This window comes from Acidobacteriota bacterium, from assembly GCA_016196065.1.
Lineage (GTDB): Bacteria > Acidobacteriota > Terriglobia > Terriglobales > Acidobacteriaceae > Acidiflorens.
In genome coordinates this window covers 437,871-452,584 of the sequence record JACPYL010000027.1, presented here as the reverse complement: position 1 = coordinate 452,584, position 14,714 = coordinate 437,871, and the positions used below count along the sequence as shown (strand labels likewise).

The 14,714-nt window shown below is 57.5% G+C and carries 17 protein-coding genes; 14 read left to right on the top strand and 3 right to left on the bottom strand.

All coding sequences use genetic code 11. The annotated features are described in order from the left end of the window. The first annotated feature begins 56 nt into the window (after positions 1–56). The gene (locus tag HY010_23170; GenBank protein ID MBI3478639.1) at positions 57–749 is read left to right on the top strand and encodes an AhpC/TSA family protein; all 693 of its coding nucleotides are present in this window, start codon (positions 57–59) and stop codon (positions 747–749) included. Positions 750–786: 37 nt separating this feature from the next. Here HY010_23170 and HY010_23165 read toward each other — a convergent pair whose 3' ends face one another. After that, positions 787–2,475, bottom strand: coding sequence for an energy transducer TonB (locus HY010_23165; protein MBI3478638.1), 1,689 nt, complete (start codon positions 2,473–2,475; stop codon positions 787–789). A 185-nt stretch (positions 2,476–2,660) separates the two neighbouring features. On the opposite strand from HY010_23165, the gene rpsP reads away from it, so the two are divergent. The 7 genes from rpsP to HY010_23130 all read left to right on the top strand — a co-directional run bounded on the left by rpsP (position 2,661) and on the right by HY010_23130 (position 6,984). Then, positions 2,661–2,909 (top strand): 30S ribosomal protein S16, encoded by a 249-nt coding sequence (rpsP, locus tag HY010_23160; protein MBI3478637.1) that lies wholly within the window; start codon positions 2,661–2,663, stop codon positions 2,907–2,909. A gap of 100 nt (positions 2,910–3,009) precedes the next feature. Next, on the top strand, positions 3,010–3,261 hold the full coding sequence (locus tag HY010_23155) for a KH domain-containing protein (GenBank protein MBI3478636.1): 252 nt from the start codon (positions 3,010–3,012) through the stop codon (positions 3,259–3,261). 41 nt (positions 3,262–3,302) lie between these two features. Further along, positions 3,303–3,815: a 16S rRNA processing protein RimM gene (gene rimM, locus HY010_23150; GenBank protein MBI3478635.1), complete on the top strand. Its 513-nt coding sequence runs from the start codon at positions 3,303–3,305 to the stop codon at positions 3,813–3,815. Between the two features lie 90 nt (positions 3,816–3,905). Next, complete coding sequence (trmD, locus tag HY010_23145) at positions 3,906–4,724, top strand: tRNA (guanosine(37)-N1)-methyltransferase TrmD (GenBank protein MBI3478634.1); 819 nt, start codon at positions 3,906–3,908, stop codon at positions 4,722–4,724. Positions 4,725–4,839: 115 nt separating this feature from the next. After that, positions 4,840–5,193 carry a 50S ribosomal protein L19 gene (rplS, locus tag HY010_23140; protein ID MBI3478633.1) on the top strand — a complete coding sequence of 118 codons (354 nt, stop codon included), beginning with the start codon at positions 4,840–4,842 and terminating at the stop codon, positions 5,191–5,193. A 216-nt stretch (positions 5,194–5,409) separates the two neighbouring features. Further along, positions 5,410–6,129: a ribonuclease HII gene (locus HY010_23135; GenBank protein ID MBI3478632.1), complete on the top strand. Its 720-nt coding sequence runs from the start codon at positions 5,410–5,412 to the stop codon at positions 6,127–6,129. A gap of 108 nt (positions 6,130–6,237) precedes the next feature. After that, entirely contained in the window at positions 6,238–6,984 is a 747-nt protein-coding gene (locus tag HY010_23130; GenBank protein ID MBI3478631.1) for a PIG-L family deacetylase, read from the top strand. Between the two features lie 36 nt (positions 6,985–7,020). Here the strand turns inward: HY010_23130 and HY010_23125 are convergent, their stop codons facing one another. Then, complete coding sequence (locus HY010_23125; GenBank protein MBI3478630.1) at positions 7,021–8,898, bottom strand: M61 family metallopeptidase; 1,878 nt, start codon at positions 8,896–8,898, stop codon at positions 7,021–7,023. A gap of 57 nt (positions 8,899–8,955) precedes the next feature. Here HY010_23125 and HY010_23120 point away from each other — a divergent pair, with 57 nt between their 5' ends. The 4 genes from HY010_23120 to HY010_23105 all read left to right on the top strand — a co-directional run bounded on the left by HY010_23120 (position 8,956) and on the right by HY010_23105 (position 12,424). Further along, on the top strand, positions 8,956–9,672 hold the full coding sequence (locus HY010_23120) for a dTMP kinase (protein ID MBI3478629.1): 717 nt from the start codon (positions 8,956–8,958) through the stop codon (positions 9,670–9,672). 43 nt (positions 9,673–9,715) lie between these two features. Beyond that, positions 9,716–10,816, top strand: coding sequence for a DNA polymerase III subunit delta' (locus HY010_23115; GenBank protein MBI3478628.1), 1,101 nt, complete (start codon positions 9,716–9,718; stop codon positions 10,814–10,816). A 217-nt stretch (positions 10,817–11,033) separates the two neighbouring features. Then, positions 11,034–11,429 carry an RNA chaperone Hfq gene (locus HY010_23110; GenBank protein ID MBI3478627.1) on the top strand — a complete coding sequence of 132 codons (396 nt, stop codon included), beginning with the start codon at positions 11,034–11,036 and terminating at the stop codon, positions 11,427–11,429. Between the two features lie 62 nt (positions 11,430–11,491). After that, positions 11,492–12,424, top strand: a complete 933-nt coding sequence (locus HY010_23105; protein MBI3478626.1) for an alpha/beta fold hydrolase — start codon at positions 11,492–11,494, stop codon at positions 12,422–12,424. A 91-nt stretch (positions 12,425–12,515) separates the two neighbouring features. On the opposite strand, the gene HY010_23100 is transcribed toward HY010_23105, so the two are convergent. After that, positions 12,516–13,070: a dCTP deaminase gene (locus HY010_23100; protein MBI3478625.1), complete on the bottom strand. Its 555-nt coding sequence runs from the start codon at positions 13,068–13,070 to the stop codon at positions 12,516–12,518. Positions 13,071–13,316: 246 nt separating this feature from the next. Between HY010_23100 and HY010_23095 the strand changes: the two genes are divergently transcribed. Next, entirely contained in the window at positions 13,317–13,586 is a 270-nt protein-coding gene (locus tag HY010_23095) for an integration host factor subunit beta (GenBank protein ID MBI3478624.1), read from the top strand. 76 nt (positions 13,587–13,662) lie between these two features. Then, positions 13,663–14,709: a site-2 protease family protein gene (locus HY010_23090; GenBank protein ID MBI3478623.1), complete on the top strand. Its 1,047-nt coding sequence runs from the start codon at positions 13,663–13,665 to the stop codon at positions 14,707–14,709. Positions 14,710–14,714 lie beyond the last annotated feature (5 nt).

The window sequence follows — 14,714 nt, the reverse complement described above, 5'->3', positions numbered from 1 at the left end:
CCAATTCGCCTTGTGGTTGCTAACCACTGTCCACCAACCACTATCCACTGATTTCTATGAAGTGGCGCTCTCTCCAGGAAGCCAATCCGGGATCAGACCTTCGCCCGTTGCGCGAGCAGTATGCCGAGCGCAAAGAGCTGATCGCCAAGTATGTCCCGGCCGACGTCCAAGCTGTCCATGAACGTACTGTCTCCGCTCTGAAGGCTCAGGGATTCGCTGCTAAAGCGCTCGGCGTCGGCGCGAAAACGCCAGCGTTTGAACTTTCCGATCACAACGGTAAGCGAGTTTTATACTCGGATTTACTCTCGCGAGGACGCCTTGTGATCTCATTCATCCGCGGACGCTGGTGTCCATTTTGTGTTGGTCAAATGGAGTCGATGAGCGCCATCGCCGAGCAAATTCAGGCGGCCGGAGGTTCGTTAGTCGCGATCTCTCCGCAAACCGAGAAGCAAGCTTTCTTCATGCACGACCAGCACAAACTCCGCTTTCCGATCCTGGTAGACACACACAACGCGGTCGCCCACCTGTTTGGACTCGCCTACCGCGTCCCGGACGAACAGCAGGCCATGTATCGGAGCACTTTCGTGAATCTTCCCTTTGTGAATGGCGATAACAGTTGGGAATTGCCGATTCCGGCAACCTACGTGATCACTTCCAATGGCAACATCCTCTTCGCAGCGCCAAATGAAAATTACATGGAGCGGCCTGAACCGCTCGACATTCTGGCACTCCTCGAAACGAGCGCCTAGGCCACGGACCTCGTTCGAGTTCTACAAGCAGATGCTGTTAGCGCACTTCGTCGGTGAAAGCTCGATTCCACTTGTGTCCAGACACAATAAACTCCGAATCCGGCAGTTCTGCTGCGGGAACGATTTTTTGAACTTCAATCAGCATTCCCAGATCACCTTTGCTGAGCACCTCGATCTCGCGCGGAATAGCGATGCCGTTGTAGTCTTCGAACTTTGACCGGTTCATTTCCATCCCCAGAAAATACGTTCTTACCAGTTTGCCGGACTCATCAAACCAGTAACCGCGAGCATGGTCAGGGTCCAGTTTTCCCTCGGGGCTTTCGTAACCGGTCAGAACGCGGATCGTTTTTACGCCGGTGATCGTGTCTCTTTTCATTTTCCAATCGGACTCAACAAACGTGTCTATCGCCGGAATCGGTTCCATCACTCTCAGCGCCAACCGCACGAGCCACTCATCTGGTCCCTCGACGAGTTGGTAGCGGTCATCGCCATGCCGGGATCGTATGCAGCGACTGCTGCCGATCGTCGCTTCGCGGCGCCATTCCGTCTCGCTCTTCCAACTGTCCACATACTTGCCGGTTTCTAATGTTCCTCCCTTGGTCCTTGCCTGGAACGATGCTTCCAAGACATACGGAGGCCCGGTCCCAGCCGCGGGAAAGGAAAGTTTTCGGCCACCGTCAAAGTAAAAACGCGCACTCTCAAGAACTTCGACGCCGGCCGGACGATCCACCTTGAACGGCAGGGTGATCCGCGACACCACTTGCACGGGGACACCGTTGTCCACGTATGGCTGGAAATGCATGGAGCGGATGAATTCTCTGGCTGCGTCAGCAATGGCCGGGTTGTCGGAAACGATCGTGTCTATTTCTCGTACTTTTCCCGCGCGATCAACGGTGACGGCGGTTGTCAGCACTCCTTCCCGCGGACCATCGGGAAGCGGAGGCCACGCCGGCGCGCCGGCGGGTAACAGGTTTTTTCGCAGTGTGGGTTCGTCGACTGTCAGCGTCTTCAGCAACTGCACATCATTTTCAGCTTTCGCAGCGTCGAAGAGGTCGGGCGCAGGGTCCTTGAGATCGTCGAGGACTGTGACTTGGGCTGTCACTTCAGGAGACGAACCGGAGCGAACCGTTTGCGCAACCATGCGGCCGTGGAAATTCTTGGGTTCCTTGAATTCGCCACCCCAGCCGAAACCGCCGCCATAAAGCAGCAGTCCTGTCTTGTCGTCGATGGCGAGCGCGCCGCCCATCGCCTTCTCCACGCTTCCGTTGGAACTCATCATCATCCAGCTGAAGTGGCTCATGCCCATCAGTTTTTTCTCTTCGCCGCTGTCCACCTGCGCCAGCACCGTGTCCAGCGATGGCACGGGATCGATGAGTGCAACTGCGACCTCCCGCAACCATTCCGGAAAATAGTCTCCTTCATTCTTCTGCCATTCCCTCGCGCCATCCACGATTTCAATCTGCTGGAACTCCGGCGAATGAAGCTCGCGCCGCCATCGATCTGGCGCGGCCCACCAGATTTCGACCGTGGCGGTGCGGTTCGACGCTCGCTCGGAGGCTTTCGTTGGAGCGACCACCGCCTTCATGTGGAAGGGTTTAGTCCCGGGCTGGTTAAGAGTGCTTTTTTCTACGGCCTTGCGGATTCTTGCGGCGGCGTCTTTTGCGTGGCTCACGCCCGAAATCGCCAAGATAAGTGCCAGGATCGTTGTCGTCCAAGTGCGATGCATGGCGGGCAGTATATCCATCAGGCGAAAATTAGAACAAGGATTTAGCTCACAAAGAGAAATGGCCGGAGTTGAGCCCGGTGCAAAGCGGGCAAGCCCCATTGCAAATCCCCCTAACCTCCGGCATAATAATGGTTTGTCTGCACCTCTCCGGACACTTCCGGACATAAGGATCGAAGTCTGTGTTAATGATTCGCTTGTCGCGTATTGGTAAACCGAAGCAGCCGTATTATCGCGTCGTGGTGATCGAGAAGGAACGGGCTCGCAATGGACGTCCGGTGGAAGTCGTGGGAACGTACAATCCCCGCACCAATCCGGCCACGTTTGATCTCAAGCGGGAACGCATTACCTATTGGGTTTCTAAGGGCGCTCAGCTTTCCGAGCGCGTCGGAAAATTGCTCGCAGCGCCGGTTCCGGCTGCGACCTCGGTAGCTTAGCCTTCGTGTGGTTCCGGGTCTTCAGCCCGGAATGACCAATCCCGAACCGACCGAACTCGAATGACCGGGCGCAGGCCCGGCAATACACCTGGAGACCGTCATGACCGAGCAACCCGCCAATGCGCGAGCGCTGATTGAGCACATTGCCAAAGCCCTGGTTGACGCTCCCACAGAAGTTTTCATCGACGAGTACGAAGATGGCGACGAATCCGTCATCGAACTCGAAGTGGCCGAAGCGGATCTGGGCAAGGTCATCGGACGTTCCGGCCGCGTTGCCCGCGCGTTGCGCGGTGTGTTGAGCGCGGTAGGATCCAAGCAGGATAAGCGCTACGCGCTGGAGATCATCGAATAGCGGCACCGGGACCGAGTGGCGATTTCATTACCCTGGCGCGGGTGGTTAAAACCCAAGGCCGCCGCGGCGAAGTCGCAGTCGAGTTGCACACGGATATTCCGGATCGCTTCCGCGAGAGCATGCGGCTGTCGGCACTTGGGAAAACCGGTGAGCGTCGCGAAGTTCAGATCGAAGACCTGTGGCCCCATAAGGGAATGCTGGTCCTGAAGTTTGCGGGTGTCGAAACGATTTCTGACGCCGAGTTGCTGATCGGAGCTGAACTGCAGCTGCCGAGTGGCGAGCGCGCCGAACTAGAGCCTGGCTGGACGTATCTCAGTGATCTGGTCGGGTGCGTCGTTTTCGATCGCGACCGCAAAGTAGGTCCGGTTGAAGATGTAAGTTTTGGAGCCGGAGAAGCTCCCCTGCTGGTTGTAAAAAGCGGGACGAAGCTTCCCTACGAGATTCCGTTCGCACAAGAGTTCTTGGAAAAGCTGGACCTCGAACACAAAGAGATCCGGATGCGGTTGCCGGAAGGTTTGCTGGACGTGAACGAGAGAAAAGTGGACCGCGATTAGTGGTTGGTGATTAGTTAAGGGCGGTGGCCTGATAGGTCATGGCAGTGTTTAACTGATCACCAACCACCAATCACGAACCACTGGTTCCCGATGCTTGTCGAAATTCTCACGATTTTTCCCGACTTCTTTCGCGGACCACTGGATTTTGGAATCATCCGCCGGGCCCGGGAAACGGGACTGGTTGAAGTAAACATTCACGATCTGCGGAACTTTACGAAAGACAAGCACCGCACCGTGGATGACCGCCCGTTTGGCGGCGGCGAGGGCATGGTGCTCAAGCCGGAACCGATCTTTGAATGTTTGGAATCGCAGAGTGGCTGGGCGACGCGAGATGAGCGCCTAAGTGGAACCGCGAAGCAATCGGTTATTGTGCTTTCGCCGCAAGGCCGCCAGTTGGATCAGTCGCTGGCTGCGGAATTATCGACGCTGGAGCGGATTGCGTTAATCTGCGGCCGCTACGAAGGCGTGGATGATCGAGTGAGCGAGCACTTGGCAGACCGCGAGGTTTCGATCGGCGACTATGTGCTCAGCGGAGGCGAACTGGGAGCAGCAGTGATTCTGGATACGATCACGCGGCTCATTCCGGGTGCGGTCGGCAACGAAGCGTCGACCCGGCAGGAGTCGTTTACAGAACCCGGTATAGCCCGAGCGCCATTGGCGGCGAATATTCCGAGTTCGACGTGCCTGTCGGGCGGATTGCTCGATTATCCGCACTACACGCGGCCCGCGGATTTTCGGGGCCTGGCAGTACCGGAAGTGCTGGTGAACGGGAATCACGAAGATATCCGTCGCTGGCGACGCAAGACGGCGTTGGCGAAGACATTGCGCAATCGTCCTGATCTGCTGGAACGAGTCGCGCTGACAGAAGAAGACCGGCAATTGCTGAGCGAAATCAGCGGGCGTCACTAGAATTCGATATCGCGAAGCGGCATCACAGAAACGCGGGAGGGCAGGGCTTCAACCTTGCCGGTTACGACCCAAAAGATTCGGGGCTTCGGCCCCAGGAAATTAGGAAGGAAGCATCATGACAAACCTGATTATCGAAAAATTGCTGGCCAAGAGTAAGCGGACTGACATCCCGAATTTTGGCCCGGGAGACACCGTCAAGGTTCAAGTAAAGATCAAGGAAGGCGACAAGGAACGCATTCAGGCGTTCGAAGGCGTCGTCATTTCGCGCACACGCGGGCCGCAGGCCAGCTTTACCGTCCGCAAGATCAGCTTCGGACAGGGCGTCGAGCGTATTTTCCCGATCCAGTCCAAGGTCGTCGACAAGGTCGACGTGCTCCGTTCCGCGAAAGTCCGGCGCGCGAAGCTGTATTACCTCCGCGAGTTGAAGGGCAAGGCCGCGCGCTTGAAAGAAGTAGACACCCGCGCCTAGTCGGCTTACCTGCATTCTGAGCACAGAGACGCGGCTTGCCGCGGCTCCCGCCCGAGAACGGTAACAATCGGAACCAACGGAGGCGCGTTCCCGCGCGTCTCTGCTTTCCATTTTTCCACTGCAAAGTCGTCTGCTCCCCTTGCAAGCCTCGCCGCTCTCGGCGAAGATGCTGTCAGCCACGTGCCTCCGCGATCCACTAGTTCGAAACTACCCGGGATGTCTCCCGCCGCAGCCAAATTGCGCCTGCTCAAAAGATTGAAATGCACGCTCAAGTTTGAAAAGCGGGCATGGGCTGCGGGAGGGCGACTGGTCGCCGGTGCGGACGAAGTGGGCCGTGGATCCCTGTTCGGCCCGGTTGTGGCGGCCGCCGTCATTCTCGACCCCGCGTATCGCATTCGCGGACTGCGCGATTCCAAATTGCTTCCTGTCGAACGTCGCGAAGAACTCGCGATCCGGATTCGCGAGCATTCGATTGCTATCGGGATCGCCGCCGTCGATTCCGCCCGCATTGATCAGATCAACATCTATCAGGCTTCACGACTGGCCATGCTGCACGCGATTCAGCAACTCGTACCCGCGCCGGATTATTTGCTGGCTGACGCGGTGAAGATCGATTGCGACATTCCTCAACAGCCGATCATTCACGGAGACGCACTCTCCGCCACCATCGCGGCCGCATCGATCATCGCCAAGGTGGAACGCGACCGCATGATCACCGCATGGGACCCGGTGTTTCCGATGTATGGCCTCGCGTCCAACAAGGGTTACAGCACCGCGCATCACATCGCGGCGCTCCGCGAGCACGGCCCGTCGCCGCTCCATCGTCAATCGTTTGCGCCCGTGTGGAATGCGCCCGTCCCGCAGGAGGTGCTGGGCTTTATGCTCGACGAGCCGGAGAAGGACGGCGAAGTTGTGGTCGTGTTGGCTGGGGATTAGCGCGTTACCCCTTGCAGCGGCCCTGACGGCCGTCCAAAGAAAACGAATATCAACTCGAACTGCGCCGGACAAAGTGTCCAACCCAGCCGCTTCCGATAAAATCACGCCATGCTTCGAATGCTCGCAGTCACCGCGCACCCCGACGACGAGGCCGCGTTTTTCGGCGGAAGCCTCCGCCTCTACAGCGATCGCGGAGTGGAGACGTCCGTGGTCTGCCTGACTCCGGGACAAGCCGCCAGCCATCGCAGCGGAGTGCGCGACGATCGCGAGCTATCCGGTATCCGGCGCAAGGAGTTTGCCGCCTCGTGCGCGATCCTGAACGTCAGCCGTTTCGCGGTGCTCGACTATCTGGACGGCCAGTTGCATCGCATCGAAATGCATCGGGCCGTGGCCGATCTGGTGCGGCACATTCGCGAATTTCGCCCGCATGTTGTTTTGTCGATGGGTCCAGAGGGTGCCATCACCGGCCACACGGATCACTCCATGGCTTCGGTGTTTGCGACTTTGGCCTTTCATTGGGCAGGCCGCAGCAATCGTTGCGCTGATCAACTGGACGCCGGCCTCCATCCACATCGCGCGCAGAAGCTTTACTATTCCACGTCCCCAGCTGCGTTACCGGGCCGGCAGCCGATCTCTTTCCCGCCCTGCACTGCTCGCATCGCGCTCGGTTCGTACCGGCAAGCGAAGATCGACGCCTTTCACGCTCATCAAACCCAATCGCCCGTCTTTCCGATTTTCGATGCACATGTCGCAAAGTTCGGCGACTCGGAACTGTTCAACCTGGCTGCCAGCGTCGCGCCCACCGATGGCTCGATGGAAACGGACCTCTTCGCCGGAGTTAACGACGAGGGCTAGAGGCAATCACTTCTTCCACAAAGAAATTGCACTGCGTCACTTCGCCTTGAAAATTTCCGTCAGCAAGTCCGGCTTCGATTCCTCCCGCACCAGGTGGGGATACTTTTCTCCGTCGTGATAATCGAGTTTAATCGTCCGGAAGTAATCGGCATTCTCGACGATGAGTTCGATGGGAGCAGAACTGGTTTTTGCGGCTGCGATCGCGTCGTGCCAGGCATCTGGAGAAAACTTGTGACCATTCACGGCGACGATCATCATTCCCGGCCCGATTCCGGCTTTCGCGCCACTCATTCCTTCGACTGTATCCTGCACTCCGCCGCTATCTTTGAGCGACAAGCCGACTGAATATTGCGCATCGATCGATTTGCCTTCATGTTCACCAGCGCGCGTCAAGGGAGATGGATTCTCGTCATACACCAGCTTCCATCCACTACCGTTCACGCCGCCGAGCGGTCCACGCGGTCCATGGGTCGTGAGGCGCTCCTTCCAAAAGCCACGCCAGTCATACGTTGCAACCTGGTTCAACGCATTGACGACGTCGTCAAAATTGTAAGTCTTCAACATTGGCGGACCAGTCTGGCCGCCATGAAACAGTTTGCAGAAATCATCCAGCGACTTCTTCCCCTTAGTCTGTTGCCGGATGATGACATCCGCCCACAACCAGTTCAGAACGTCCTCATCGTAGTAGTCGAGCCCGCGGCGGTAATCCGACCAGCCGCGAGACGACATTTGCATGGACGGCACTCCATCGGCCGTATCCTGAAGATCGCGCCAAACACGGCCCGAACGATGATCGATGTCCGCGGCGATCTGCGCAAGCGCGTCACGCGCCTGTTCCTGATTTCGCTCACCACTGCGCGCAGTCAGCACGTCGCCCAGATACGACGTCATTCCTTCGTAAACCCATAGCAAGTCCGTCTGCATGGGCTTCTCATAGTCAGGCGTAGACAGATCGGCCGGACGCCGGTATTTCCCATTCCAACTGTGGACATACTCGTGACCGAGCAACCCCGCTGCCGACAAGCGACCTTCGTCTTCTACCAGCGAGCGCTCTTCGATCCGGCTGTCATTCGACTCGTGATGCTCAAGTCCGAAATGGGCCACATGATCGCTGAGCGTCAACAGGAAGTGATAGTCGCGATAGTGGCGCGCGCCAAACAGAATTCCCGCCTGCTCTACCAGTTTCTTGAAGTGTTCCCATACTTCTGGAGGCGCAGCCAGAGCGCCCGGCGTGTCGGCGACGACATCAATTTCCGCCGGAGTCGTGTCGCTGCTGAGCGGCACGATTTTCAAATACTCACCGGCTATGACCGGACCATCCACCAGCATCGTCAGCGAAATTGGCACAAAGTGAATTTCGGCGCCAGCCTGATTCGCAACCGGCAACGATGTGCCAAACTTCCATCCCGGCGGCAGCTTCAGGCTTGCGTTGTAAGTGAGTTCGTCGGAAGTCCAACCCGCCGGATACAGGACCAGCGTGTTCCAATTGACCACGTACAACTTCTCCGTTGCCGCGGAACCCGAACCGTAGCCACCTTGCAACGTTGCCGGAGAAGCGTAGTCGAGGCTCGCCGTCACTTCACTTTCGCCATCCGGTACTTCCACATGGAACGTCCATCCGTCCAATAAATCGCGGCGCCACGTCAGCGGCTTGCCGCTTGCCGTAAATTTCAATCCCGTCAGATCCTGCACGGGGCCAGTCGGGCCATGCTCGCCGGGAATCCATTTCGGATAGTAGAGCGTCAGCGTTCCGGGCGATGCCGGAATCCTCAACTGCGCGTGCATCAACTTACGGGGCGCATCGGAAGCGTCCACCGACAGCGTAATCGTTGGAGCAGGAGCGGCCAACATTGACGCGGATGCTGCCAGCACCAACGCAAAACACAAGCAACGAAAAGCACGGCGTGAATCCATTCGTCCTCCCGGGATCGCTCGACAGCGCACATGAATATATCAGGCCACTGCGGCAGAATGTGTCGGCTACACGGTCGAATCCTAAAGGCGAAGCAGCCTGCTATCATTCCTCCCGTGTCCGCGCGCGGAAAATTCATCACCTTTGAAGGTCTGGACGGCAGCGGCAAGAGCACGCAAATCGCGAAACTGGCGCGCGGCCTCCGTGCGCGCGGCGTTTCGGTGACCATTACCCGGGAGCCCGGCGGAACCCATACCGGAGAAAAGATTCGCGAAGTCCTGCTGCACTCCGCAACTTCGGGATTGTCTCCGTACGCAGAGATGGCTCTGATGTTTGCGTCTCGCGCTCAGCATATTCACGAAGTAATTTTGCCGGCGGTCGCCGAAGGCCGAGTTGTCCTCTGCGACCGCTTCACCGACTCGACTGAGGCGTACCAGGGCGGCGGCCGCAGGCTGGGATCGAAACCCGTCCTTCAACTTCACGAACTACTCTGCGGGAACCTGCAACCCGATCTCACCATTCTGCTCGACAATGAAGTCAGCGCAACCGTTGACCGTGCCCGTCGCCGCAATCGCCAGGAGAAGCACCGCCGTCCAGAAAAAGATGAGAACCGGTTTGAGCAAGAAAGCCGCGCTTTTTTCGGGCGCGTGCGGCATGCCTATCTGGCCATCGCCGCCCGGGAGCCGCATCGCATGCAAATAATCGATGCCCGCGGCACCCCGCGCGAGACGCATGCCGTTATCATGGAAGTGGTAAAGAAGAAGCTCAAACTGTAGAAACGCAGCTTCTAGCTACTGGCCTCTAGCCAGCAACTGCCCTATGCCGTTCTCTGATTTTCTCGGCAACCCGGAAACGATTCATAACCTGCGGGAGATGCTGTCGCGGAAAAGATTCCCGCATGCCGTGATTCTTTCCGGCGCTCGCGGATCAGGTAAGTACACGCTCGCCCTGATGCTGGCGCGCACCCTAAATTGCCTGGAGCAGCCTCTCGCCGGCGGCCTTCCCGATTTCTGCGGACGCTGCGCCAACTGTACCCGTATCGCTCAAGCCGAAGACCTCGACGCAAGATTTGCGGAAGCCGTCGAAGCCCGAGACGGCATGCGCGAATCCGACAAGAAAGAAACGCGCCTGTTCGTGCAGACTCATCCGGACGTGCTCGTCATCCCGCCCGATCCTCCGCAGATGATGATCAAGGTCGATCAAGTCCGCCACGTCATTGCCAATATTTACTTTCGACCTGCCGAGTCGCGCGAGCGCATTTACATCTTTACGAATTCCGCCTTCATGAAAGAAGCGGCCAACTCTCTGCTGAAAGTCCTGGAAGAACCGCCAGAGTTCGCCACGATTTTTCTGCTGACAGAAAATCCCGGCGAATTGCTGCCCACGATCCGTTCTCGCTCGGTGAATTTCGCGTTGAGCGCGGTGGGTCTGGAAGAAATTGAAAACATGCTTGCCCAGCGCCGTACCCATTGGAACCCGCGAGAACAGGCACTGGTCGCGCGTTTGAGCGAGGGGGCGGTCGGTCGTGCCCTGTCCTTCGATCTGAAGACCTATGTTGCGGCCCGCGCCCAGGCCCTGGTGCTGCTGAATTCTTCTCTGCGCGGCACGGAGCATACCGATCTCTTCAAGATGACAGAAACGTTTCGTCCCGGCGCCGAAGGCCGAGAGAAGATCGACAATCTGCTCGGCACGATGTATTCGCTGCTGGAGGACCTGATGTTTCTGGAATCCGGCACGCCGCAATTGGTCCGCAACACGGACATCTTGGGCGAACTGAAAAAACTGGCCGAGGCCGCCGACTTTGAGTGGATCAACCGTGCCGCCCGCGGCCTGGGAGAAGTTGAGCGCGGCATGCGCCGCAACCTGCTGCGATCGCTCTCATTGGACTCCTTTGCGACAGCACTCGAACGGACAACCTAGGATTCTCTGTGATCCCCGCACCCTCTGCAGCGCAAGCCTTTGAGTTCTGAACCAGCGGGAACACGAAGGTCACACAGGAATTCGGCTTTGTGCCCTCCGGATCATTGTCATCGGTGAATTCGTGTGATACCGTACCGTCAAGTCACACCCGAATACCCACATTCACAGATCACGTGTTGTGGCATATTCTGCCGCCCCGCGCGCAGGTGGTTGCGAAATGAAAGATACCCTGGAAACTTTGCCAGCCGAAAAATCCGCCGATCAGGAAGGCTTTGCGAATCGTAAATTGATTCGACCGTCACTCAGCCGGACCGATCACAACAACCATGGAAATAACCATCCGCCTGCCGAGCGCAGGGACCGTGCCCCCGCGTCCGCCAAAAAAGGCGCCCCCACCGAGCAGACCAACGCCGAGAATTTCTACTATCAAAAACAGATGCAGACTAAGACCCCCATGGTCGTGGTGCTGCGCGACGGCGAAGAAGTCCACGGCTACATCGAGTGGTACGACAAGAGCTGCATCAAGCTAAACCGCAGCGGCGCACCCAATCTGATGATCTACAAGCCGGCGATCAAGTACATGTTCAAAGAGGGCGAGGGCGGGCGGAAGTAGCCGTCAGCTGTCAGCTTAGATCCGCAGGAAGCAAGTTTATCGTCAGACCTAGTCAGCGTTCGATGCTCACCCGCCTTGTTCGGATCGCGGCATACCTTTACGTTGTCGGCACTTTGCTGGGAGGAATTGGACTGGGTTGGATTGCGATGCATCCTCCCCGTCACCCAATTACTGCGGCGGAGGAGCGCAACGTCGGGGCAGCAGCCAAACAACAATCAATTGAATTTCGTGATGTCGACCTCACCACTCCAGATGGCGTGACGCTACGCGCGTGGCTCATGCGTCCTCGTGAAACAAATGGGGACGCCGTAATTCTCCTGCACGGCGTCTCGGACAATCGGATGGGGATGTACGGTTACGGCCAATGGCTCGCGGAACACCACTACACCGTGCTCCTCCCCGATGCACGAGGCCACGGCGGCAGCGGAGGCGAGCAGGCGACCTACGGCTTGCTCGAATCCAACGATATCCATCACTGGGTTGATTGGATCGAAGCCGACCAACATCCTCGATGCATGTTTGGACTGGGCGAATCCATGGGAGCAGCGCAGTTGCTGCAGTCGCTCTCCAAGGAGTCTCGGTTTTGTGCGGTCGTCGCCGAATCTCCTTTCGCAAGTTTTCGCGAGGTCGCCTACGCCCGATTTGGTCGCGAATTCCACACGGGGCCATGGCTAGGCAGAACATTTTTTCATCCAACAGTTGATGTCGGATTTCTCTATGTTCGTCTTCGCTACGGCTTCGAGATGGAAGACGTATCACCCGAAGAAGCCGTCGTTGGCACGAAGACTCCCGTTCTGCTTATTCACGGGCTCCAAGATCGGAACATCCCGCCCTACCATTCCGACTGGATCCAGGCGAAGAACCCGTCTTTTGTCAGTGTGTGGAAAGTTCCCGGCGCAGTCCACACTGGAGCGCACCAGACCGCACCGCAGGAGTTCGAGCGCCGAGTTTTGGAATGGTTTGCGTTCAAGGACGGCGAGGGCGGAAAGCGGTAGCGGTTTAACGGCACGGCTGAAGCCGTGCCCTTCCCCAAATACCCATTCTTAAACCCGATATTAGCTGAGGGCCGACCCCTAAACTCTCCTCCTACAACTTCGGCAGCACGATCCCCTTCTGCGACTGGTACTTCCCTTTGCGGTCTTTGTAGCTGACCTCGCACACTTCATCCGACTGGAAGAAGAGGATCTGACACAGCCCTTCGTTGGCGTAGATCTTCGCGGGAAGCGGTGTCGTATTCGAGATCTCCAGAGTCACAAAGCCTTCCCACTCGGGCTCGAAGGGGGTCACGTTGACGATGATCCCGCAGCGCGCGTAAGTCGACTTGCCCACGCAGATCGTCAGCACGTCGCGTGGAATCTTGAAGTATTCCACCGACCGCGCCAGCGCGAACGAATTCGGCGGTACGATCGCGACATCGGCATTCACGGTTACGAACGAACGTTCGTCGAAATTTTTCGGGTCGACAATCGTGCTGTTCACGTTGGTGAAAATCTTGAATTCGTCCGAAACGCGCAGGTCGTATCCGTAGCTGGAGACGCCGTAGGAAATCACGCCCTTGCTCACCTGTTTCTCGGAGTAGGGATTAATCATGTCGTGCTCTTGCGCCATGCGGCGGATCCAGCGGTCACTCTTGATGCTCATGGAACTCCTTGGGATTTGGTAATTGGGTAATTTTGTAATTTGGTAATTCAGAGCTACCGATGCGTTCAGTCGGGAACGCGGCGGCGAACGGGTTCAAATTGCAAAACTACCCGATTACCAAATTACAAAATCGTTTCGGCTGGTGCTGTCATCTTACGAGACAACAGGCAGAGTTGACAATCGAACCTATCTCCCATAGCATCAATCACTTGAGACACTTTTCCACTCCGAAGGCGGGAGACATCTGTGATTAAGCTCGACATCATCAACGAAGTGGTGAACCGCACCGGGATCACCAAGACCAAGGCAGAGCTTGCGGTCGAGACCGTTTTCGAAAGCATGAAGAAGGCGCTCACCACCGGAGACCGCATCGAGTTGCGCGGCTTCGGCGTGTTCAACGTGCGTCCGCGTAAAACCGGTATCGGACGCAATCCGCGCACCGGCGCCGAAGTTTCCATCCCACCCGGCAAAGCCGTGCGCTTCAAGCCTGGCAAAGAATTGCAATCGATCGACTAGAGCAGCAACGAGCTGCTGGCCTCTGGCAAGCCGGGCCCGCTAGTAGCCAGAAGCTAGGAGCTAGTAGCGGTTTTTCATGTCGGAACCCACTTCCCCTTTTTCGGGCAATTTAGAAACTACCCACCCGCATGAGGTCTGGATCATCCAGCCTTCACGGCGGCGGTTGTGGATTCACATCGTACTGCTGCTCGCTACCTTCATCACCACAATGGCGGTTGGCTCCCGCATCCAGTCAAACTTCGAGCATCGCCAGCCTACGTTCTCGATCAGCGAAGATGGCCCATTCTTTCCCGTGGACTGGATTACGCATCCTTCCGAATTGCTGTCGGGCCTCCCCTTCTCGCTGACGCTGATGTTCATCCTGCTCGCGCATGAAATGGGACACTACGTCTACTCCCGCAAATATCACGTGTACGCGACCTTGCCATACTTCGTGCCGTTTCCCAGCTTGATCGGAACGTTAGGAGCATTCATCCGCATCAAGAGTCCGATTCCATCGCGTCCCGCGTTGTTCGACATCGGTATCGCCGGGCCGATTGCTGGCTTCATCCCTGCATGCATCGCCCTGCTGCTCGGCCTTTCGCGATCGCAGCCGATTGCATCGGGCAATGTTTCGTCTCTTCAACTGGGATTCCCACTGGCATTTCAAGGCGCCGCACGACTTCTGCAAATCACAACCCCGCTGTCGTCGCTGTCCCTGCATCCGATTGCCGCCGCCGCGTGGGTTGGACTCTTTGCCACCGCTTTAAACCTGCTCCCCGGTGGGCAATTAGACGGCGGTCACATCATTTTCTCGGGCGCGCCCGGACTCCATCGCACCGTCTCATTCCTTACTGTCCTGGCACTGATTCCTTTGGGGAAGTATTTCTGGACTGGATGGCTCCTCTGGGCCGTACTACTTGCAATGACCGCCCGCCACCCTCCAGTTCCCGACAAGGCATCCATCTCCGGCGGACGCCGTTGGATCGCTCTTTTTGGAGCCATCATGCTGATGCTGTCGTTCACGCCCGCACCGTTTACGCACAGCTCCGGTCAGGAAGTCTGGCCCGAACTTCGGCGCGAAGGGCGGCAAGCTTTCCATGAAGCCATCGAGAGTATTCGGCACCGCCTGCACCGAAAATGATCTGC

Excerpts from the sequence above, each read along its gene's own strand:
- HY010_23170 (MBI3478639.1), top strand. The coding sequence starts at position 57 with ATGAAGTGGCGCTCTCTCCAGGAAGCCAATCCGGGATCAGACCTTCGC.
- HY010_23165 (MBI3478638.1), bottom strand. The coding sequence starts at position 2,475 with ATGCATCGCACTTGGACGACAACGATCCTGGCACTTATCTTGGCGATT.
- rpsP (MBI3478637.1), top strand. The coding sequence starts at position 2,661 with ATGATTCGCTTGTCGCGTATTGGTAAACCGAAGCAGCCGTATTATCGC.
- HY010_23155 (MBI3478636.1), top strand. The coding sequence starts at position 3,010 with ATGACCGAGCAACCCGCCAATGCGCGAGCGCTGATTGAGCACATTGCC.
- trmD (MBI3478634.1), top strand. The coding sequence starts at position 3,906 with ATGCTTGTCGAAATTCTCACGATTTTTCCCGACTTCTTTCGCGGACCA.
- rplS (MBI3478633.1), top strand. The coding sequence starts at position 4,840 with ATGACAAACCTGATTATCGAAAAATTGCTGGCCAAGAGTAAGCGGACT.
- HY010_23135 (MBI3478632.1), top strand. The coding sequence starts at position 5,410 with ATGTCTCCCGCCGCAGCCAAATTGCGCCTGCTCAAAAGATTGAAATGC.
- HY010_23130 (MBI3478631.1), top strand. The coding sequence starts at position 6,238 with ATGCTTCGAATGCTCGCAGTCACCGCGCACCCCGACGACGAGGCCGCG.
- HY010_23125 (MBI3478630.1), bottom strand. The coding sequence starts at position 8,898 with ATGGATTCACGCCGTGCTTTTCGTTGCTTGTGTTTTGCGTTGGTGCTG.
- HY010_23120 (MBI3478629.1), top strand. The coding sequence starts at position 8,956 with ATGTGTCGGCTACACGGTCGAATCCTAAAGGCGAAGCAGCCTGCTATC.
- HY010_23115 (MBI3478628.1), top strand. The coding sequence starts at position 9,716 with ATGCCGTTCTCTGATTTTCTCGGCAACCCGGAAACGATTCATAACCTG.
- HY010_23110 (MBI3478627.1), top strand. The coding sequence starts at position 11,034 with ATGAAAGATACCCTGGAAACTTTGCCAGCCGAAAAATCCGCCGATCAG.
- HY010_23105 (MBI3478626.1), top strand. The coding sequence starts at position 11,492 with ATGCTCACCCGCCTTGTTCGGATCGCGGCATACCTTTACGTTGTCGGC.
- HY010_23100 (MBI3478625.1), bottom strand. The coding sequence starts at position 13,070 with ATGAGCATCAAGAGTGACCGCTGGATCCGCCGCATGGCGCAAGAGCAC.
- HY010_23090 (MBI3478623.1), top strand. The coding sequence starts at position 13,663 with ATGTCGGAACCCACTTCCCCTTTTTCGGGCAATTTAGAAACTACCCAC.